A 20,136-nucleotide genomic window follows, 5' to 3' on the forward strand; every position below is an offset into this window, starting at 1 on the left:
GGGGGGGGCCGCCCCGCGCCGGGGCGGGGGGTGGGGGTGTTGCAGAGTTCAGCGTCGCACCCCCACCCGGCTCGCGATGCTCGCCACCCTCCCCACAAGGGGGAGGGTAAGACCGGCGCTCAAGGCCTCACCTGTCCCGACCCGCGTACGCGGTATTTGAACGAGGTCAGCTGCTCGACGCCGACCGGCCCGCGTGCATGCATCTTGCCGGTGGCGATGCCGATCTCGGCGCCCATGCCGAACTCGCCGCCATCGGCAAACTGGGTCGAGGCGTTGTGCAGAAGGATCGCCGAATCGATCTCGTTGAAGAACCGGTCGACCGCTGTGGCGTCCTCGGCGATGATCGCCTCGGTGTGATGCGAGGAGAAATTCTCGATATGCTCGATGGCGCCGCCAATCCCGTCGACCAGCTTCACCGCGATGATCGCGTCGAGATACTCGGTCACCCAGTCGGCGTCGGTCGCGGGCCGGGCATCGGCGTAATGTTTCAGCACCTCGGCATCGGCGTGGATCTCGCACCCTGCCGCCCGCAGTGCCTCGAGGATCGGCACCAGATGCGTCGACGCGACGGCACGGTCGACCAGCAGCGTCTCGGCGGCACCGCACACCCCGGTGCGCCGCATCTTGGCGTTGACGGCGATCTTGACCGCCATGCCGAGATCGGCTGAGCGGTCGACATAGACATGGCAGATGCCTTCGAGATGCGCGAAGACCGGCACCCGCGCCTCGTTCTGCACACGCTCGACCAGACTGCGCCCGCCGCGCGGAATGATGACCTCGAGATTGCCGGAAAGCCCTTTCAGCATTTCGCCGACGGCGGCGCGGTCGGTGGTCGGCACAAGCTGAATGGCATCTTGCGGCAGCCCGGCTGCCTCCAGCCCTTCGACCAGGCAAGCGTGGATCGCGGCGGAAGAATTGAGTGAATCCGAGCCGCCGCGCAGGATTACTGGATTGCCCGCCTTGAGGCACAGCGCGCCAGCATCCGCGGTAACGTTCGGCCGGCTCTCGTAAATGACGCCGACGACGCCGAGCGGCGTGCGCACCCGTTCGATATGCAGGCCGTTCGGCCGGTCCCAAGCCGCGATGACATCCCCAACCGGATCGCCGAGTGCGGCGATTTCGCGAATACCGTCGGCCATTGCGCGGATGCGCGCCGGATCCAGCTTCAGCCGGTCCATGGACGAGCCGGAAAGCCCGGACTCGTGGCCATTCGAGACATCGATGGCATTGGCGTCAAGAATGTCCTGCTCACGGGAAACGACCGCGTCGGCCATGGCGAGAAGCGCCGCATTCTTGGCGGCGGTGGTGGCGATGGCCAGCGGTCGGGCGGCGGCGCGGGCCTTACGGCCCGTCCGTGCCATCAAACTGGCTACATCTTCGCCTTTGTGTTTGTTCAGCATCTGACCGCTCCGGTGAAGCTTGGTGGATTTACACGCGGCCGGCCTTCGCGGCAATGGCCGCAAATCTGGGGGAGTAGAATGAAGAGCTTCATAATTCTCGTTGCTGTCGGCGCGATGCTCCTGCCGACAGGCCTTCACGCCGCCGACTACTGCGACGACAAGTTCGAGCCTGGCGAGAGCCCCGACGGGATGGCTTTGATTGCGTACAGCTTGATGGTGCAACTTGCTTTTGCTGAACGCTACTGCGGCGCACCGGCGACACCGCCCTCTCGGATTGCCGTCGTTGTCGAGGAGCTCCATGGATGTGGGCCGCGGGCTCGGCTTGAAGCGGAAATAGAAAAAAGGACGAAGGAGGATACAAGTGCGAAAATAACAACGACCGACGGGCTTATTCGCGATGTCGTCGCCGGGGACGACAAGGACATTTCCCAAATCGAGGTGGATCGACGAGCCAAGGCTGGGATCGAAGCAGAACTGGGAGGCTGCAGCGAGTTGCTGAGAACTAAACGCGACGTTGAGGAAAGATACCGCAACCCGCCTAAATGGCCGCCTGAACCCCGCAAGTAGCGTGCATGGAGCCCTTTCTCAGTCGGTCGCGCCGCTCACCACAAGGTCATCGCGGTGGATCATCGCCGAACGCGCCTCGTAGCCGAGCACGGTTTCGATCTCGGTCGTCTTCAGGCCAGCGATCCTTACGGCATCGGCGGCATCATAGGCAACCAGCCCGCGCGCTATCTCGCGGCCCTCGGGCGACAAGATCGCCACCGTGTCGCCACGCGCAAAATTGCCGCTGACCAGTTTGACGCCGGCCGGCAGCAGCGACTTGCCGGAGAGCAGCGCGCCGATGGCGCCGGCATCGACGGTCAGCCGTCCCGCCGGTTCGAGCTGCCCGGCGATCCAGGTCTTGTAGCCCTTGACCGGATTGGCGCTCGGCCGGAAGAAGGTGGCGCGCTCGCCGCGCTCGATTGCCAGCAACGGCGACAGCCGCGTGCCTGATGTGATGATCATGGCGGTGCCGGCGGCGGTCGCGATCTTGCCGGCGTCGAGCTTGGTGCGCATGCCGCCGCGCGACAATTCCGAAGCGGCGGCACCCGCCATCGCTTCGATGTCGGGGGTGATGCGGTCGACGACCGGAATGAACCGGGCTTGCGGGTCGCGCGCCGGCGGCGCCGTGTAGAGCCCGTCAATGTCGGAAAGCAGCACCAAAAGATCGGCGCCCATCATGGTGGCGACACGCGCCGCCAGCCGGTCGTTGTCGCCATAGCGGATTTCGGAGGTGGCCACCGTATCGTTCTCGTTGATGACCGGTAGCGCCTTCATCTTGAGCAGTGTCGAGATCGTCGCCCGCGCGTTGAGATAGCGGCGGCGCTCTTCGGTGTCGCCGAGCGTCAGCAGGATCTGGCCCGATTTCAAGCCATTCTTGCCGAGCGCATCCGACCAGGCGCCGGCCAAGGCGATCTGCCCGACGGCAGCAGCAGCCTGGCTCTCCTCGAGCTTCAGCGCCCGCTTGCCGAGGCCGAGGATGGTGCGGCCGAGTGCAATCGCCCCGGAAGACACGACGAGAATTTCGGCGCCGCTATTGGCCAGCACGGCGATGTCGCCGGCAAGCGAGGCCAGCCAGTCGCGCTTCAGGCCCGTCGTGCGGTCGACAAGCAGCGCCGAGCCGATCTTGACGGCAATGCGCCGATAATTTTTCAGCGATTGCGCGGCCATGGCTATGTGTTCCAGCGCGTCTCGACCGGCGCAGCGACAGCTTCGCGCGCCTCCGCCACCACAGCCATCAGCGCGCGCAACACTGCTTCGACGCCTTCGCCGGTGACTGCCGAAAGCAGCATCGGCGCGCGGCCGGCCGCGCGTTTCAGCGAGGCGGCCTTCTTCTTGCGTGCGTCGGCATCGAGTATGTCGACCTGGGAAAGCGCGACGATTTCGACCTTGTCGGTCAGCCCATTGCCGTAGGCTTCGAGCTCGGCACGCACGGTCTTGTAGGCATCGGCCGGATTTTCTTCCTGCGCCGAGACAAGATGTAGAAGGACACGCGTGCGCTCGACATGGCCAAGGAAGCGGTCGCCGATGCCGACACCTTCATGCGCGCCTTCGATCAGGCCCGGAATATCGGCAATGACGAATTCGCGACCGTCAATGCGGGCCACGCCAAGGCCGGGATGCAGCGTGGTGAAGGGATAATCGGCGATCTTCGGCTTGGCCGCGGTGACCGCCGCCAGAAAGGTCGACTTGCCGGCATTGGGCAGCCCGACCAGGCCGGCATCGGCGATCAGCTTGAGCCTGAGCCAGATGTTGAGCTCTTCGCCCGGCTGGCCGGGATTGGCGCGGCGCGGGGCCTGGTTGGTCGAGGTCTTGAAATGCTGGTTGCCGAAGCCGCCATTGCCGCCCTTGGCCAAAAGGAAGCGCTGGCCAACGACGGTCAGATCGCAGATCAGCGTCTCGTTATCCTCGGCAAAGACCTGCGTGCCGGCCGGCACTTTCAGCGTCACGTCGGCACCCTTGGCGCCGGTCATGTCGCGGCCCATGCCGTGCGTCCCGGTCTTGGCCTTGAAATGCTGTTGATAGCGATAGTCGATCAGCGTGTTCAGTCCATTGACCGCCTCCACCCAGACATCACCGCCGCGGCCGCCGTCGCCGCCGTCCGGACCGCCGAACTCGATGAACTTTTCGCGCCGGAACGACACCGAACCGGCGCCGCCGTCGCCGGAGCGGATGTAGACTTTGGCTTGATCGAGAAATTTCATCGGATTGCTGAGTTTCTGCTAGTGGCCTTGCGGCATTGCTCTAAACCTTCGGCACTGCTCTAAACCAAGGCAGGGCGAAGGGCGAGGGCTGTTTATGAACATGGCCGGAGTCGCAATGAAGCTGGTAACCTACAACATCCACTACGGCATCGGTCTCGACGGCCGCTATGATGCCGGCCGCATCGCCGATGCCGTGCGCGGCGCCGACGTGATCGCGCTGCAGGAGGTCACCCGCGCCAATCCCAACAATGGCGGCCGCGACATGGTGGCCGAGCTCGGCGAGGCACTGCCCGACTATTTTGCCGTCTACGGCAGCAATTTCGAGGCCGACGCCGGCTCGCGTCTGGAGAACGGCCGAGCCATCACGACCACCTTCCAGCTCGGCAACATGGTGCTGTCGAGAACGCCGATCCATCTGTCGCGCAATCTCCTTTTGCCGCGCAGCCGCAGTTTCGAAGCGATGAACTTCCAGCGCGGCGCACTGGAGGCGCTGATCGAAACGCCGCTTGGTTTCATCCGCTTCTATTCCACCCATCTCGACCACCGCAGCCCCGTTGAACGGCTGAGCCAGATCCGCTTTCTGCGCCAACGCCTGTTGAACTACCCGCTTGAGGGCGGTGGGCTCTCCGGCGTCGCCGAGATCGGCTTGCCGGACCTGCCTTATCCCGAAGCCTTCGTCGTCATGGGCGACTTCAACATGCTGGCCGGATCGCCGGAATATGTCGAACTCGCCGGCCAGCCTGACCATGAATTCGGCATGCCGGTGACCGCCGACCTCGCCGTCGATGCCGCCGCGCGCCTCGGCGCTGCCGGCGCCGATCTCATCACCTGGGTCGACCCCAAGCGGCCGGATGATGCAAGCCGCCACAAGCGCATCGACTATGTCTTTGCCAGCGCCTCGCTCGCCAAATCGCTAAACCGCCTGTGGGTCGACCGGCAAGCGGTCGGCTCCGACCACGTGCCGGTCTGGGTCGAGATGGCGTGAGCAGCGCCGATCAAAAGTGCACCCAGTTCCTGAGGCTGGTCCAGGTCTTGCGATCAAGGCGGTAGCGCTCGACCGGCACCTGGCCGGCAACGATCGAGTTCAGCATGCCCTGGCCGGCATACTGGAAGCCGCATTTGTGGATGACCCGGCGCGAGGCCGGATTGATGACCCGCGTCGAGGCGTGCAGCACCTGGATCGTGGTTCTCTGGAAGGCAAGGTCGACCAGTGCGTGCGCTGCCTCAGTCGCATAGCCGCGTTTCCAGTACGGCTCGCCGATCCAGTACCCGAGCTCCAGCCCGCGATCCGTGGTGTTGAGCCCGGCGCAGCCGACGAAGGTCTCGGTGCCAGCCAGCGTCAGCGCATAGGCGATTCCCGCTCGGCGCGATGCTGTCATGGCGAGGAAGGCGCGTGCCTCGGCCTCGCCATAGGGATGCGGCATGCGGGCCAACATTTCCGCGACATGGCGGTTGTCGGCGAGCGCCACCAATTGCTCGATGTCGCTTTCACGCGGGGCACGCATGACCAGCCGCTCGGTGACCAGGACGGGGCAATCTATCGCGTAACTTTCGTCGTCTGAGTCTTCCGCTTCGGCAACCATGTCAAAGTCCTCCAGGCACAAGAAAAAGGGGAGATGGAAACCCATCTCCCCTGATCCATTTCCTGGCTTGGCCAGACACCGGTTCCCGAGATGGGTGCCGGTGTTCTCGTGCGGAACCGGCTACTCCGCTGCCTTCGTCATCGGGTTCACCGATACGTAGGTTCGGCCATTGGCTTTTTTGTTGAAGGTGACTGCGCCAGCTTCGAGCGCAAACAGCGTGTGGTCCGTGCCAATGCCGACATTGGTGCCGGGATGCCACGTCGTGCCACGCTGACGAATGATGATGTTGCCCGGAATCACGGCTTCGCCGCCGAACTTCTTCACGCCGAGCCGCTTGGAATGGGAGTCGCGACCATTGCGCGACGATCCGCCAGCTTTCTTGTGTGCCATCTAACTACTCCGATGCGCCGCGAGGCGCCTAAACGATCTTATGAACGCGTTCGCGTTCCGTTTCAAGTCCGATCCGGCGACGATTGCGCCGGTTCGTTCTACTTCTTCGCCAATTCCTTGGCCTGCTCGCGCCAGTCCTTGATCTGGTCGGCGCTGAACGGCATGTGCTCGTCGATCTTGGCGACATCCTTGTCGGACAGCTTGGCGATCTGGGCGAAAGTGGCGATGCCCTGTTCGTTGAGCTGCCCGGCGGCGACCGGGCCGATGCCCTTGATCACGGTCAGATCGTCCGGCTCGCCCTTCGGCGCCTTGAACAACGGCGCGGCGGCGGCGCCTGCCTCGGCCTTGGCTTCCTTCTTTGGCGCAGCCTCTGCCTTCGCTTCGGCCTTCGGCGCGGCATCAGCCTTCGCCTCGGTCTTGGCTGCAACCTCGGCCTTCGCTTCGGTCTTGGCGGCGGCCTTCTTCGCCGGCTTGGCGCCACCCAGCAGGATCTCGGCGATCCTGACGGTGGTCAAAAGCTGGCGATGGCCGATCTTGCGGCGTGAATTCTGCCGGCGGCGCTTCTTGAAGGCGATGACGGTACGGTTCTTGCCCTGCTCGACGACTTCGGCGGTGACCGTCGCACCATCGACGAACGGCGCACCGAATGTGACGTTCTCGCCCTCGCCATGCGCGAGCACACTACCGATCTCGACGATGTCGCCGACATTGGCTTCGAGTTTTTCGATCTTCAGAAGATCGTTGGCGACAACGCGATACTGCTTGCCGCCCGTTTTGATGACTGCGAACATTTTTTGCCTTTCGCTGTTCGGTCGGCCTTGATGAACCGCCTCAGGCGGTTCGGCCGTCTTTTTGTCAGTCTGCGGATTCAAAAAACAAGCGGCGCGGAAGATCCCTCCACGCCGATTGCGCGCTGTCCCTAACCGAAGGTTCGGCTTGAGTCAAGGCAAGCGCCGCGGGCAAGCTGCGAATGGGTTGAGCCCAGTCCGGGAAATATCGAGCAGCGGGCCACCGGAGCCTCGAAGGAAGCGCGGACAGAAGCTGCGGCGCCGGGGCAGATTGGCCCTTGTAACCTGCCTGTCCAGCCGTTATCTAGTGCGCCGCGCCGGCAACGGCGGACCATGACCGCGGAGAGGTGGCAGAGTGGTCGAATGCACCGCACTCGAAATGCGGCATGGGTGCAAGCCCATCGGGGGTTCGAATCCCTCCCTCTCCGCCACTTCAACGGGGTCCATTCCGGACACGCCCAGGGTATCAAATTTTGCGCCGGAGCTAGAGAGCGCCACAAGGTTCGGAGCACGTTGCTCTTGGACCCCATGATGCGGACCTCCTTGTTCCTCGACCTCGACCCGCTGGGTGAGTAGCCGGAGGCAGGCAGGCTGCCGAGTGTATCCACCCAGCCGAGTGGTGAAATTCCAGACATATCGGTCTCCTTTCCAGTCTAAGGACGGGGTGGGTCGTTCCGTTCTGTCGACAGATCGGCGAGCCGACACCAGCGGCTGACAGTATCTCTGATCGGGTCGGTGATGGCTTAAGATGGCGGGCTATACAGCCTTCCGCCGCAATTGGCTCACGCTCAGCCACACCGCCGAAACCAGGAAGTAGAGGGCGCCTACTGCGGCATAGCCGGCCACGTTGGTGATGGATGGCGGCATCGGCATCCGCGCCTGCACGATGAAAAACGTACCTGCCAGTGCTGATTGCCCTCCGCTCAGGATCATCGTCCACTGCGCACCATAGCTCTTCCAACGGCGGACTGCGGTGCCGAGTTGAAGCAGGCCGGACAGGATCGCCCATACGCCGAACACCCCGAGCACCCAATTCATGCTCATCTTCAGCGCGAGAACGACCGCGAGCGTTGTCGCCACACTGACCACGACGTTAATGGTCTGCGTGCGATTCTGTCCCAATCCTCCGCTGCGCGATGCGTCGACAAAATTGGCGAGGGCATCCCATGCAGGATAAGCCACGAGTAAAACCGCCGCGATCCCTCCGGAATTCTGTCCCACCGTAAAGGCAGCCGCCACCCAGACAGCCGAGAACGCTGTCCGAGCGAAGTAATAGAGCTTGAGCCATTGTTCCTGGCTGGCGCGAGAAAGATCGCCACTGTGAACCGCCATTGGATCGTCCTTTCGACTAGTAGGTAGAGGCTCTCGACGAACGTCGCAGAGCGATCACGGCTATGGTTATTTGAGATCTAGGGCCGTATCTGGGGAGAAGCGCGGAGTCGCTCCAGGAGGGGGCCTGTCACGACGCCGAATATCTTCGGATCGCCATAGGCCCGTGCCGAAAGCATCGCACCGTGAACCGTTGCCATGAACGCTTCAGCCTCGGCACGAGGGGTACTCATCAGTTGAAGTTGGCCGTGCCGCGCGCCACGCTCCAGCACGAATGTCAGCCACGCTGACAGGGAGCGGAAATGCGCCCGGACCTCAAGGCCAACTTCCTCGGGCAGAACAGGGAGCTCGCTTGCCAACAGCGCGCAGACACAAAACGGAGCGCTGGCATCCGCGATGCAGGCTTCCCAATACCCAGCGTAGAACCGAAGCTGTTCGAGCGGATCGGATACCTGAAGTTCGAGATTCGCCATCCCCGCTTCAGCTTCTTCCCGATACCGCGCAACCAGCGTTCGGACCAGATCGACCTTGCTTGGGAAATGGTGATGGATGCTCGCCTTACGAATCCCGACCACATCAGAGATGTCGGCATAACTGAAACCGTTGTAGCCGCCAGCGACAATCAGAGAACGCGCACAAGCCAGGATGTCGTCAGAGGTGGTAGATAAGTTGCTCATGCCCTACCCTACCTTCTGGTAGGATGGCCGTCAAGCCCTCCTTGCAACGCGAGCGACAAACAGAGAGCAGTAGCGTGGAATTAGGTAGCCATAGCGTAGACGTAGGTCCCATCTTCGTCGTTCACGGCCCGCCATCATTCAAAAACTCCGGGTGTTTGTCGATCGATTTCGAGGAGGCGGCGACGCCCTCCGGCCGATCGGACCACCGCCAATCGCCGCGCGGCTCTGGGCTTTTATATCGACTGCGCTATCTCCCCATCGTTAGCCTTGTTGTCTCGCTGATTGAAGATTGGGAGGTTTCCATGGATCGGCGACTATTTTTGACAGGAATGTTTGGCATTGCCGGGGCCGCCGCCCTTGCGAGCGCAGTTCGGCCTATGAACGCAGTGGCCGGCGTTCCAGCTGCCAGAAGCGGCATTCTCGATGAACTCGAGGCGCCGGATATAGAGACCTTCGACGACGACGATACTCAAGCAGAGTTGCAACCGGTCTATCATCGCCGGTGGCACCGGCCACGCCGGCGCCGCCGGCGCGCTTGGAGAAGGGTCTGTCGCGTTTACTGGCGAAATGGCTATCGGCGCAGGCGGTGCTTCCGCAGGCGCGTTTGGGTCTGGTTTCGGTTCTAGCAATTAGCCGGCTTAAACCCTGGCCATCGCGGCCGGGGTTTTCGCCTCAGGCGACCGTTAGTACCCTTAAAGCTTGTCTAAGGGACGCCGAGGAGGCTGACGGTGTTTGCAGGTTTCAGTGCCAGCAGCTTGCGGCTGGACGATACGACCATTTTCGCAAGGGTAGGTGGCACGGGTCCGCCGCTGCTGTTTCTTCACGGTTTTCCAGAAACGCATCTGATGTGGCGGGATATCGCCGCAGCCTTGGCGCCCCGCTTCACGGTGGTCGCCGCCGACCTTCGAGGCTACGGGCAAAGCGGGTGCCCGGTTTCCTCCTCCGACCACAGCCCATACGCCAAGCGCGCCATGGCCGTCGACATGGTTCAAGCCATGAAGCAACTAGGGTTTGAGCGGTTCATGGTGGCTGGGCATGATCGTGGCGGGCGGGTCGCCTATCGTCTGGCGCTCGATCACCCCAATGCGGTGTCTAGAATCGCCGTCCTCGACGTCATCCCAACCGCCGCCGCATGGGATAGGGCCGATGCCAGACTGACGCTCGGCTTCTGGCCCTGGAGCCTTCTTGCCCAGCCGGAGCCCCTGCCGGAGCGTCTGATTGGCGCGGCTCCCGATGCCGTCGTCGACAATGCGATTGGGCAGTGGGGATCGTCGGCAAAAATATTCTCCCAAGAGGTCAGGGACGCCTATGTTGATGCGCTTCGCGATCCCGCTCATATTCACGCGATCTGCGAAGAATATCGGGCCGCTGCCACGATCGATCGTGAACATGACGCGCTAGACCAGGCAAACGGTCGTCGCATCGAGTGTCCGCTATTGGCGCTATGGAGTGGCGAAGGCGGCCTGGAGAACTGGTATACGCAAGAAGGCGGGCCGCTGGCTATCTGGAGAAAATGGGCCGACAGAGTTGAAGGACGCGCTGTCCAAGGCGGGCACTTTTTCCCGGAAGAGTACCCGGGCAAGACCGCAGCGCTTCTCTCGGAATTCTTCGAAGACAAATAGGACGGTCCGGACAGAGTATTGTAGAGATTCACATGCTTCAGTTACGCAGAACTTCGGGAGCGCTTCGCGGCCCGAGATCGAGAACCCTCCGAAATTCGCCCGTCCGGCGTCAACGTGTTTGATAAGAGAATGAAGGCGATCTCCACGGCCACGCCTCTGATATGCAGCCTCATGTTTGTCGGAAGTTGCGCATCGCCTTTGCCTGCATCCTTCGATGCCGCGAAATACGCGACGATGAGTTGCGTCGAACTCAACGTCGCGATGGGCGCGGTCGCCGACGAAATGTCGGCAACAGCCATCGCTCGCGGCAAAGTCGTCCACACCGATATTCCGGACTGGCTATGGGGAGGGCGGCGTATCGCCTCTGCTGTCACTGCCCGCCAGAGTGCGAAGATCGAGCGCTTGCGGCAGCAGGAGGCTGCGATTGCAGTGGCGAGACGAAGCAGGTGCTAATCGCGCCGCCGGCGTGAGAACCTGCAAGGCAGAAAGATGATCAACATCGCAGGATGTGGCATTGGAATCGACGGTTGAGAAGACGCACCTCAACGGCGTCGTAGAGCCGCTTGAGACGACGGTTCGCCGCTGCCCGTTCCACTGGCGGCGATGACCTTCTGCACAGGAATTTGCTACTCATGCAGCGGATGAACTGTTGAAAGGCAGCCGGTCTGGCGTAGATTTGGCAAGCGCGAACGACATCGAGAATGCCATGAAGAACGAAGATCTGGAATCTATCCTTGGCCATGGCAACCCCGGCTTCGATCTGGGTCCGATAGAAGACCAACTGCATGCCGTGGCCACCAAGCGGCAATTGCCGGATGTGGCAATCATTCACTGCATCGCAAGGATTGAAGAATCCGCTCCCGCGTTGCGGGCGATCCTCACGAGAGCGGCCGATGGAGAGGCTCTGTCGGAGGATGAGGAGATGCTGCTCTTCAGAGGCTTGTATGTTCTGGGCGGCGCCCGTGACAGCCAGGCATGTCAACCCTTGCTGCGCCTGCTGCGCCGCCCGGAGAAGGAAACCAACCGCCTGCTCGGCGACGCCATCACCGAAACCATGGCACGCATCGTCGCGGGCGTGTTCGACGGCGATGTTGACGCCCTGTTCAGCGTCATCGCCGACCGCTCCGTCGACGAATTTACCCGCGAAGCGCTGCTGGGCGCGGCGACCTTTCTAACCTGGGAAGGCCGAATCGAGCGAGATCGGATGCAGCAGTTTCTCGAGCGGTTCTTCAAGGAGAGGCTGGCTGACGACGACGATCACGCCTGGATTGGCTGGCTGGAGGCCATCGCCCTGCTCGCGGTGCGCGATCTTGTCCCGCTCGTCTACAGCGCCTGGGACGAAGACCGTGTGCCGTACGGAGTGCTAGAACGCAGCCATTTCGAAAGGGATCTGCTGGAACGCCGAGCAACGCCCTGATGACATCGATCGGTTCAAGCACGCCAATCTCGGCTATATCGACGATGTGCTCGCGGCGCTGGATTGGACGACTCACGGCATTGGGCTTGACGAGGACGATTGGGAGCCTTGGCCAACCAGAGATTGGTCCAACATGACGCCGGCCACAAACCCCTTGCGCGATGTCGGACGCAACGATCCCTGCCCCTGTGGAAGCGGCAAGAAATTCAAGAAATGTTGCCTCGCAAACTGACAGTTGCCGCAGGACGTTGGTGAGGGTTTTTCAAGCCGATCCATCGGATTGATGCGCGGCGATCGCGCCGAGAAATATCTCGCCGAAATCTTTGAGCTTCGCGGCGCCGACACCATTCACTTCGGCGAAGGCGTCCAGATCACTCGGGCAGCGTTCGGCCATATCGATCAGCGTACGATCGGAGAAGATCACGAAGGCTGGCACCTGGCGCTCGCGGGCGAGACGCAGCCGTACCGCCTTGAGTGCGGCCAGCAGCGCCGAATCCAGAGCTTCCGTGCCTGCTGCGGCGCCCTGTACGGGACGTATCTTGCCTCGCGATGACTGGCGCGCGTCCACACGATACCGGAACGAAGCCTCTCCGCGGGCCAGCTCACGGCCCTTTTCGGCGATGGCGAGGCCGCCATGGCCGCCTGAGTCCAATGTCAGAAACCCTCCCGCGACGAGCTGGCGGACCAGCGACAGCAATAGATTCTTCTTGTGCGCCACACCGGTGCCGAAGCTGGTAAGCCTGTGGTGGTTCCTGGCCAGGACCTTCTCGGTTTCATGGCCGAGCAAAACATCGACGACATGGGCAGCACCAAAGCGCTCGCCGGTCTGTGCGATGGCCGCGAGGATGATCCGTGCCTCCGCCTCACCATCCGCATGCGGCGCCAGGTCAAGGCAGTTGTCGCAATTGCCGCAAGGCGACGCACTTTCGCCGAAATAGCCAAGCAGGATCTGGCGGCGACACTGCGCCGTCTCGCAATAGCCGATCAGCGTGTCGAGCCGGCCGTGCGCGCGCCTTTTGTGCTCCGCCGGTGCGTCCTCGTCTTCGATGAAAAGCCGCCGCATGCGGATATCGCCGAGACCGAAGAGCATATGTGCCTCGGCCGCCCGCCCGTCGCGGCCCGCTCGCCCGATTTCCTGGTAATAGGCTTCGAGGCTGCCCGGCAGATCCGTATGGAAGACATAGGCGACATCCGGCTTGTCGATCCCCATGCCGAAGGCGATGGTCGCCACCATCACGACGCCGGACAAGGTCATGAAAGCGTTTTGATTCGCTTCACGCGCGTCCTTGCTCATGCCGGCATGATAGGCCAGGGCACGCACGCCGTTCCGCTCGAGGAACGCCGCCATCTCTTCGGTCTTTTTGCGCGACAGGCAGTAGACGATCCCGCTGCGGCCGGCATGGCGCTGCACGAAGCTCAGCAATTGGCGCTTGCTGTCCTGTTTGGGCTCGATGCCTAGCTTGATGTTTGGCCGGTCGAAGCCCAGCACCACGGTGTCGACGCGCCCGTCGAACAGTTGCGCGGCAATGTCGGTGCGCGTCGTCTCGTCCGCCGTCGCCGTCAGCGCAATGATCGGCACATCAGGGAAGATGCCGCGCAGCCGCGACAATTCTTCATATTCGCGCCGAAACGCCGGTCCCCATTGGGAGATGCAATGCGCCTCGTCGATGGCGATCAGCCGGATATCGAGCCTGGCGAGCGCGTCGAGCATTCGCGCCGTCATGAGCCGCTCCGGTGCAAGGTAGAGCAGGCGTGTCTGGCCTGCCGCGACGCGGCGCCATGCAGCGATATTGGCATCGCGGTCGAGTGAGGAATTGATCGTATCGGCCGCCACGCCGGCAAGGCGCAATGCGGCGACCTGGTCCTGCATCAACGCCACCAAGGGCGAAACGACAATGGTGAGCCCGCCCAGCACCAGCGCCGGCACCTGGTAGCAGAGCGATTTGCCGGCGCCGGTCGGCATGACGGCCAGCACATGGCGCCCGGCCAGCAGCGCCTCCATCACGACCGCCTGGCCGGGACGAAAATCATCGAAGCCGAACACATCCTTCAGGACGCGCCGCTTGGGAACCTCTGCCGGGATGCTCGCTGTTATCTGCACTGCAGCACTTTCGGGAACATGACCTGCCGAAATTCACCGGCGAATCGCCAGGTGATTGCCTGGACAGCAGATTCGAACATTCTAGGCCCCTCTAGTCCTGTCCTCGGCACCGCCTGAAGAGAACTTCTCTCTCATTGGCCGATATGAGACCGTCGTTCCAGCCCCTATTCGCCTTGGCTGTGAATATCGCGCCGTCTCGGGGCGGTTAATCCTATCTTCACCATCATTCGGCAGGTTCAGGTTCTGCGGTGATGTTTTGAGTACCGCGGCGCCACAAGCGCCCAGGCAACACGCCCGCGTCTCTCCGGAGGCGCGGGTTTTTCGTTCCGAGAGAAGCGCAAACCGGCAGCCTGATCTTCGGGCCCGCAGCTCAGTCGAGGAAATCGGCGCGGTGCGGCGTGAAGCTGTCGACCAGCCGTCCCGCCTCCAGCGCCTTGACACCATGGATCAGATTGGAAGGAACGATGAAGCTGCTTCCGGTTTCCAGGATCTCGGTCCTCCCGTCGATGGTGACCTCGAAGCGACCTTCGGCGACGTAGCTCGCCTGGACGTGCGGGTGCGAGTGCAATGCACCGACGCCGCCCTTGTCGAAGGCAAACTCGACCATCATCAGTTCATCAGTGTGCAAGAGCACGCGCCTGCGATTGCCATCGGGCGTCGGCGTCCACGCACCCTCGCCGGCATGCGAGAAGATTTTGGTTCCGGTCATCGCCAAACTCTCATCTTTTGTTGCTCATCGCGCCAGCCAGCCGCCGTCCACCGGCATCACCGCGCCATGCATATAGTTCGACGCCGGCGCCAGCAGGAACACGGCTGCGTCGCCGATGTCTTCCGGCGCGCCCCAGCGCCCGGCCGGGATACGCGCCAGGATCGAGGCGCTGCGGTCGGGATCGGCGCGCAGCGCCTCGGTGTTGTTGGTCTCGATATAGCCCGGCGCAATGCCGTTGACGTTGATGCCTTTTGCCGCCCATTCGCAGGCGAGCAGCCGGGTGATGCCGAGCACGCCGTGTTTGGAGGCGGTGTAGGAGGCGACGCGGATGCCGCCCTGAAAACTCAGCACCGAAGCGATGTTGACGATCTTGCCACGCCGCCCCGAAGCGGCAAGCACGCGCCTGGCAAAACTCTGGCTGAGGAAGAACACCGTCTTGAGATTGACGCCCATGACGTCGTCCCAGTCGGCTTCGGTCAGTTCGACCGCATCGGCACGTCGGATGATGCCGGCATTGTTGACCAGGCCGTCGAGCGGCCCCGTATCGTCCCAGACGCGGTCAAGCATCGCCTGGACAGCTGCATCATCGCCAAGGTCGCAGCGGACCGCTTCGAAGCGTCCGCCGGCCGCCGCTATCTTCTCTGCCGTCTCGTCCATCGCCGACCGGCCGACGCCGACGACCATGCCGCCGGCGCGCACGATCGACACGGCGATGCCCTGGCCGATTCCGGTATTGGCGCCGGTGACGAGGATGCGCTTGCCGGCAAGGCTGAAGGCCGAGAGATCGCTCACTTGAGCTCTTCCATCGTTACCAGATCGACATCGGTATAGTCGACATTGTCGCCGGCCATCGCCCAGATGAACACATAGTTGGAAGTGCCGGCACCCGAATGAATCGACCATCCCGGCGACAGCACCGCCTCCTCGTTGCGCATGACGAGATGGCGCGTTTCGTCTGGTTCACCCATGAAATGAAACACCCGCGCCGTCTCCGGCAGGTCGAAGTAGAGATAGGCCTCCATGCGCCGGTCATGCACATGGCAAGGCATGGTGTTCCAGACGGAACCGGGGGCAAGCTGGGTCATGCCGACGACCAATTGGCAGGTCTTTACGCCGTCGGCATGGATGAACTGGAAGATCGAGCGCTCGTTGCAGGTCGCCTGGCTGCCGAGATCGAGTCGCTTGGCATCGCCGATGCGGATCAGCTGACTGGGGTAGCTCTGATGCGCCGGCGCGCTGAGCAGGTAGAACTTAGCCGGCTCAGCCGGATTGCTCGCAGCGAACGATACCTCATCGGTGCCCATGCCGAGATAGAGCATGTCGCGCGGCTGCAGCTCGTAGGATTGACCGCCAGCTTTGACGATGCCGGCACCGCCGATATTGACGATGATCATTTCTCGGCGGTCGAGAAAATCCTTGGTCCCGGTCGGCTTGATCGCCTGCAGCAAAAGCGGTGCGTCGGCGGGCATGGCGCCGCCGACGATCATGCGGTCGTAATGGGTGTAGGTCAGGCTAATGCGGCCGGGCTGGAACAGGCCCGAGATGAGAAAATTGTGACGGAGCTCGTCCGTGCCCATCGCCGCGGCAGAAACAGGGTCGATGGCGAAGCGGGAGGTGAAATCCGTGTGATCGTCAGTTTGAATCATTGCTGCCTCATTGGTCATTCGGTTGCCGCGGCCTTGACCGAGTCGGCATAAAAAACCTGGCGCGCGTGCAGGCGCTCGCGATAGCGCTGCTGGCTGGCACCGAGATGCGCGCGCATCGCCTCCCGGGCCGCCTCGGCGTCGCCTGCCGAGATGGCATTGAGGATCATCAGGTGCTCGCGCTGCAGGCCGCGCTGGTAGGCGTCGGACTGGGCGAGCTCGGTCGACCAGGGCGAAGTCACGTCGCAAGGAATGGCGCGCCGGCCGAGCACGTCGAGCATCTCGACATAGAAAGGATTGTTTGTGGCGCTGGCGATTGCGCGGTGGAAGGCAAGGTCGGCCGGTCCCGTCGGCTCGCTGTTGAGGAGCAGCCGCTCGAACTCGAAGAAGGCTTCCTGGATTGCCGCTTCCTGTGCAGCGTTGCGGCGGATGGCAGCGAGCCCGGCGGATTCGATCTCGATCGCCAACCTGACTTCCAGAACGTTGAGGGCGATCGAATCCTTGCTGCCCATCTCCGCTGCCAGAGCACCGAACATCGTCGAGATATGCTCGGTAACGAAGACGCCGGCGCCTTGGCGCGGCTCGACCAGGCCGTCTGCGGCAAGTTTGGCCAGCGCCTCGCGTATCACGGTGCGGCTGACCCCGAAGGTTTCAGTCAACTGACCCTCGGTCGGCAGCTTTTGTCCCGGCTGGATCTCGCCCGCCTGCAGCTGCTTGCGGATCGCCGCAACGACGGTTTCCGAAAGCTTCGGTCTTCGTTCGACGCGGAGGCCGACTGCGGTGTCCCAGGCCATGTCGCACCCCCTATTTGAAGACGCTCGGCAGCCATAGCGAAATGGCCGGAATGTATGTGACGAGCGCCAGCACCACGAGGCCTGCGCCATAGAACGGCCAGATCGAGCGCATCGATTCCCAGACGGATATCTTGCCTACTGCGCACGCCACGAACTGCACTGCGCCCACCGGCGGCGTGTTCAGCCCGATGCCGAAATTGAGGATCATGATGACGCCGAAATGCACCGGATCGACGCCGTAGGCCTGCGCCACGGGCAGGAAGATCGGCGTGCAAATGATGATCGTCGGCCCCATGTCCATGAAGGTGCCGAGGAACAGCATCAAGAGGTTGAGCAGGAGAAGCACGACCAGCGGATCGTCCGAGATCGCGTTCATGGAGGCGATGAGCGCTGCCGGCACTTTCAGGAAGGCCATCAACCACGAGAACGCCGCCGCCATGCCGATGATGAGCAGCACCATGGCCGTGGTGCGCACGGCGCCATGGGTGGCATGAACAAACCCTTCCCAGGTCATCTGCCGGTAAACGAAGACAGTCACGAGCAACGCATAGATGACGGCGATACAGGAACTCTCGGTGGCCGTGAAGACGCCCGATCGTACGCCGCCGAAGATGATCGCGATCAGCAGCAGGCCGGGCACCGCGACAGCAAAGAGATGCGCGACGGCGGTGAAGCCCGGAAACGGCTCGGTCGGATAGCCGCGGGAGCGCGCCACGAAATAGGCGGTGACCATCAGTGACAGGGCCAGTAGCAGGCCCGGAATGATGCCGGCCGTGAACAAATCGGCGATGGAGATCTTTCCGCCTGCCGAGATCGAGTAGATTATCATGTTGTGCGACGGCGGCAGGAGCAGCGCGATCAGCGCCGCCATCGACGTGACATTGACGGCGTAGTCCGCTCCATATCCACGCGCCTTCATCTGCGGAATCATTAAGCCGCCTACCGCCGCTGCCTCCGCCACCGCGGAGCCCGAAATGCCGCCGAACAATGTAGCGGTGGCGATGTTGACCTGCCCGAGGCCGCCGCGCAAATGGCCGACGAGCGAGCCGGCGAAGGCAACGATCTTGCTGGCGATGCCGCCGCGCACCATCAAGTCGCCGGCGTAGATGAAAAACGGAATGGCCAGCAGCGAAAAAACGCTCATGCCGGAATTCAGTCGCTGGAATACGATGAGCGGCGGCAGGCCCATATAGAGGACGGTGGCAAAGCTTGCGACGCCGAGGCAGAAAGCGATCGGCGTGCCGATAAGCATCAGCAGGGTGAAGACGCCGAAGAGAATCCAGAGTTCCATGGCGTCAGACCTTCACGTTCGCGGTGTCGAGTTCGGCTGCGACTTCGGCCGGCGGCAGTTCATCGAGGGCATCGTCGATCGGCGCACCGGAGAGGCGAAGCACGATGCGCTCCAGCGTGAAGAGCACGATGAGCGCGCCTCCCGCGACAAGCGGGACGTAATCCCAGCCCCCCGATATGCCGAGTGACGGCAAGGTAGAGCCCCAGGTCAATGCGACCAGCTGGCTGCCATACCAGATCATGCCGATGCCGAAGGCGAGCGCGACGAGGTCCGAAATCATCCTCAGCCAGCGCTTGCCGCCTTTCGGCAGCACGTAGAGCAGGACGTCGAAGCCGAGGTGATAGTTCTCGCGCACGCCGACGGCAGCGCCGAGGAAAATGAACCAGCTCATCAGCATCACCGAGCCCGGCTCGGTCCAGCTCGGCGAGCGGTTCAGAACATAGCGGCCGAACACCTGCCAGGCGACGAAGGCGGTCATCAGCACCAGCCCGATGCCGGCGATCGACAGCGCCGCCGTGCTGACGCGCGACATCACGCGCGCGACGCCGGACAGGGGCGGTCTTGGTTTTGGGCTGGAAGTCACCGGTTTTCTCCCGAAGAGGATGGCGGCGCGGAATGCCCGCGCCGCCGCTTGATCACTGCACGGCCTTGATGGCTGCGACCATGGCCTTCAGCTTGTCGTCCTTGACGTGCTTCTCGTAGACCGGCCCCATCGCGTCGATGAAGGGCTGCTTGTCCGGCGTCGTGATCTGCGACCCGGCCGCCTCGACCTTGGCACGCGATTCCTTGACCTTGGCGGTCCACAGCTCGCGCTGCTTGGCGACGCTTTCCTTGGCGGCCGCCTTGAAGATCGCCTGGTCTTCCGGCGTCAGCTTGTCCCAGCTCGACTTCGCCATGACGAAGGCTTCCGGCACCATCGTGTGCTCGTCGAGCGAATAGTACTTGGCGACTTCCGCATGCTTGGCGGTGTCGTAGCTCGGAAAATTGTTCTCCGCGCCGTCGATGACCCCGGTCTCGATCGCCGAATACACTTCGCCATACGGCATCGGTGTCGCGTTGGCGCCGAGTGCCGCCACCATGTCGACGAAGATGTCGGACTGGATGACGCGGAACTTCATGCCGGCCATATCGGCTACAGAGTTGATCGGCTTCTTCGAATTGTAGAAGGAGCGCGAGCCGCCGTCGTAAAAGGCGAGCAACACCAGCCCGACCTGGTCGAACGCCGCGGCGATCTGGTCGCCGATCGCTCCGTCCATGACCTTGTGCATATGGTCTTCCGAACGGAAGATGTAGGGCAGCGAGGGTATGGTGGTTTCGGGGATGAGCCCGTTGAACGGCGCCATCGAGACGCGGTTGAGGTCGATCACGCCGGTGCGCACCTGCTCGATCGTGTCCTTTTCCTCGCCGAGTTGCGCGGAAGGATAGAGCTCGACCACATAGCGGCCGGCCGTGCGCTCTTTCACGAGCTCGCCGAAATATTTGACCGCCTCGACCGTTGGATAGCCGTCCGGGTGCGTGTCGGACGAGCGCAAAACCGTCTGGGCGCTTGCCGATCCGGCCATCAGTGCGGCGGCAAGTAGCGTAGCTCCCGCTAGTCTAGAAAAATGCAGCATTGGTTTCCTCCCGTTTGAACGATGGCGGCAAG

General features: G+C 62.7%; 22 protein-coding genes and 1 tRNA gene. 7 read left to right on the top strand and 16 right to left on the bottom strand.

Annotation, left to right across the window (positions count from 1 at the left end; translation table 11 throughout):
• Window positions 1-119 precede the first annotated feature (119 nt).
• Entirely contained in the window at window positions 120-1,400 is a 1,281-nt protein-coding gene (locus NKJ94_RS03130) for a glutamate-5-semialdehyde dehydrogenase (protein WP_352522924.1), read from the bottom strand.
• Between the two features lie 78 nt (window positions 1,401-1,478).
• Between NKJ94_RS03130 and NKJ94_RS03135 the strand changes: the two genes are divergently transcribed.
• Window positions 1,479-1,967, top strand: a complete 489-nt coding sequence (locus NKJ94_RS03135) for a hypothetical protein (RefSeq protein ID WP_352522925.1) — start codon at window positions 1,479-1,481, stop codon at window positions 1,965-1,967.
• An 18-nt stretch (window positions 1,968-1,985) separates the two neighbouring features.
• Here NKJ94_RS03135 and proB read toward each other — a convergent pair whose 3' ends face one another.
• Together proB and obgE are read right to left on the bottom strand one after the other, a co-directional pair.
• The gene (proB, locus tag NKJ94_RS03140; RefSeq protein ID WP_352522926.1) at window positions 1,986-3,113 is read right to left on the bottom strand and encodes a glutamate 5-kinase; all 1,128 of its coding nucleotides are present in this window, start codon (window positions 3,111-3,113) and stop codon (window positions 1,986-1,988) included.
• Window positions 3,114-3,115: 2 nt separating this feature from the next.
• Window positions 3,116-4,147 carry a GTPase ObgE gene (gene obgE / locus NKJ94_RS03145; RefSeq protein ID WP_352522927.1) on the bottom strand — a complete coding sequence of 344 codons (1,032 nt, stop codon included), beginning with the start codon at window positions 4,145-4,147 and terminating at the stop codon, window positions 3,116-3,118.
• 115 nt (window positions 4,148-4,262) lie between these two features.
• Here obgE and NKJ94_RS03150 point away from each other — a divergent pair, with 115 nt between their 5' ends.
• The gene (locus tag NKJ94_RS03150) at window positions 4,263-5,132 is read left to right on the top strand and encodes an endonuclease/exonuclease/phosphatase family protein (protein ID WP_352522928.1); all 870 of its coding nucleotides are present in this window, start codon (window positions 4,263-4,265) and stop codon (window positions 5,130-5,132) included.
• A 10-nt stretch (window positions 5,133-5,142) separates the two neighbouring features.
• Here the strand turns inward: NKJ94_RS03150 and NKJ94_RS03155 are convergent, their stop codons facing one another.
• The 3 genes from NKJ94_RS03155 to NKJ94_RS03165 all read right to left on the bottom strand — a co-directional run bounded on the left by NKJ94_RS03155 (window position 5,143) and on the right by NKJ94_RS03165 (window position 6,911).
• Window positions 5,143-5,730: a GNAT family N-acetyltransferase gene (locus NKJ94_RS03155; RefSeq protein WP_352522929.1), complete on the bottom strand. Its 588-nt coding sequence runs from the start codon at window positions 5,728-5,730 to the stop codon at window positions 5,143-5,145.
• A gap of 120 nt (window positions 5,731-5,850) precedes the next feature.
• Window positions 5,851-6,120: a 50S ribosomal protein L27 gene (gene rpmA, locus NKJ94_RS03160; RefSeq protein ID WP_023678077.1), complete on the bottom strand. Its 270-nt coding sequence runs from the start codon at window positions 6,118-6,120 to the stop codon at window positions 5,851-5,853.
• Between the two features lie 98 nt (window positions 6,121-6,218).
• Window positions 6,219-6,911 (bottom strand): 50S ribosomal protein L21, encoded by a 693-nt coding sequence (locus NKJ94_RS03165; protein ID WP_352522930.1) that lies wholly within the window; start codon window positions 6,909-6,911, stop codon window positions 6,219-6,221.
• 338 nt (window positions 6,912-7,249) lie between these two features.
• On the opposite strand from NKJ94_RS03165, the gene NKJ94_RS03170 reads away from it, so the two are divergent.
• Window positions 7,250-7,339 (top strand) — tRNA-Ser (locus NKJ94_RS03170).
• Between the two features lie 325 nt (window positions 7,340-7,664).
• On the opposite strand, the gene NKJ94_RS03175 is transcribed toward NKJ94_RS03170, so the two are convergent.
• Both NKJ94_RS03175 and NKJ94_RS03180 read right to left on the bottom strand, forming a co-directional pair.
• The gene (locus tag NKJ94_RS03175) at window positions 7,665-8,240 is read right to left on the bottom strand and encodes a DUF308 domain-containing protein (RefSeq protein ID WP_352522931.1); all 576 of its coding nucleotides are present in this window, start codon (window positions 8,238-8,240) and stop codon (window positions 7,665-7,667) included.
• Between the two features lie 77 nt (window positions 8,241-8,317).
• Window positions 8,318-8,914: a TetR/AcrR family transcriptional regulator gene (locus NKJ94_RS03180; RefSeq protein WP_352522932.1), complete on the bottom strand. Its 597-nt coding sequence runs from the start codon at window positions 8,912-8,914 to the stop codon at window positions 8,318-8,320.
• Window positions 8,915-9,642: 728 nt separating this feature from the next.
• On the opposite strand from NKJ94_RS03180, the gene NKJ94_RS03185 reads away from it, so the two are divergent.
• The 4 genes from NKJ94_RS03185 to NKJ94_RS03200 all read left to right on the top strand — a co-directional run bounded on the left by NKJ94_RS03185 (window position 9,643) and on the right by NKJ94_RS03200 (window position 12,185).
• Entirely contained in the window at window positions 9,643-10,536 is an 894-nt protein-coding gene (locus tag NKJ94_RS03185; RefSeq protein WP_352522933.1) for an alpha/beta fold hydrolase, read from the top strand.
• A gap of 129 nt (window positions 10,537-10,665) precedes the next feature.
• Window positions 10,666-10,989: a hypothetical protein gene (locus tag NKJ94_RS03190; protein WP_352522934.1), complete on the top strand. Its 324-nt coding sequence runs from the start codon at window positions 10,666-10,668 to the stop codon at window positions 10,987-10,989.
• 253 nt (window positions 10,990-11,242) lie between these two features.
• Window positions 11,243-11,953, top strand: a complete 711-nt coding sequence (locus NKJ94_RS03195) for a DUF1186 domain-containing protein (protein ID WP_352522935.1) — start codon at window positions 11,243-11,245, stop codon at window positions 11,951-11,953.
• Window positions 11,954-12,086: 133 nt separating this feature from the next.
• Entirely contained in the window at window positions 12,087-12,185 is a 99-nt protein-coding gene (locus NKJ94_RS03200) for an SEC-C metal-binding domain-containing protein (RefSeq protein WP_352522936.1), read from the top strand.
• 30 nt (window positions 12,186-12,215) lie between these two features.
• On the opposite strand, the gene recQ is transcribed toward NKJ94_RS03200, so the two are convergent.
• From recQ to NKJ94_RS03240, 8 genes are all read right to left on the bottom strand, one after another.
• Window positions 12,216-14,054 carry a DNA helicase RecQ gene (gene recQ, locus NKJ94_RS03205; protein ID WP_352522937.1) on the bottom strand — a complete coding sequence of 613 codons (1,839 nt, stop codon included), beginning with the start codon at window positions 14,052-14,054 and terminating at the stop codon, window positions 12,216-12,218.
• Between the two features lie 370 nt (window positions 14,055-14,424).
• Window positions 14,425-14,763, bottom strand: a complete 339-nt coding sequence (locus NKJ94_RS03210) for a cupin domain-containing protein (protein ID WP_352522938.1) — start codon at window positions 14,761-14,763, stop codon at window positions 14,425-14,427.
• Between the two features lie 24 nt (window positions 14,764-14,787).
• Window positions 14,788-15,555 carry a 2-dehydro-3-deoxy-D-gluconate 5-dehydrogenase KduD gene (gene kduD, locus NKJ94_RS03215; RefSeq protein ID WP_352522939.1) on the bottom strand — a complete coding sequence of 256 codons (768 nt, stop codon included), beginning with the start codon at window positions 15,553-15,555 and terminating at the stop codon, window positions 14,788-14,790.
• Window positions 15,552-16,409, bottom strand: a complete 858-nt coding sequence (gene kduI / locus NKJ94_RS03220; RefSeq protein WP_352522940.1) for a 5-dehydro-4-deoxy-D-glucuronate isomerase — start codon at window positions 16,407-16,409, stop codon at window positions 15,552-15,554. Before kduI ends, kduD begins: the two co-directional genes overlap by 4 nt.
• A gap of 14 nt (window positions 16,410-16,423) precedes the next feature.
• On the bottom strand, window positions 16,424-17,200 hold the full coding sequence (locus NKJ94_RS03225; RefSeq protein ID WP_352522941.1) for a FadR/GntR family transcriptional regulator: 777 nt from the start codon (window positions 17,198-17,200) through the stop codon (window positions 16,424-16,426).
• 10 nt (window positions 17,201-17,210) lie between these two features.
• Complete coding sequence (locus tag NKJ94_RS03230; protein ID WP_352522942.1) at window positions 17,211-18,491, bottom strand: TRAP transporter large permease; 1,281 nt, start codon at window positions 18,489-18,491, stop codon at window positions 17,211-17,213.
• A 4-nt stretch (window positions 18,492-18,495) separates the two neighbouring features.
• Window positions 18,496-19,023 (bottom strand): TRAP transporter small permease, encoded by a 528-nt coding sequence (locus tag NKJ94_RS03235; RefSeq protein WP_352479635.1) that lies wholly within the window; start codon window positions 19,021-19,023, stop codon window positions 18,496-18,498.
• A 103-nt stretch (window positions 19,024-19,126) separates the two neighbouring features.
• Complete coding sequence (locus NKJ94_RS03240; protein ID WP_352522943.1) at window positions 19,127-20,104, bottom strand: TRAP transporter substrate-binding protein; 978 nt, start codon at window positions 20,102-20,104, stop codon at window positions 19,127-19,129.
• Window positions 20,105-20,136 lie beyond the last annotated feature (32 nt).

This window comes from Mesorhizobium sp. M0060 (genome assembly GCF_040323155.1).
Classification (GTDB): domain Bacteria; phylum Pseudomonadota; class Alphaproteobacteria; order Rhizobiales; family Rhizobiaceae; genus Mesorhizobium.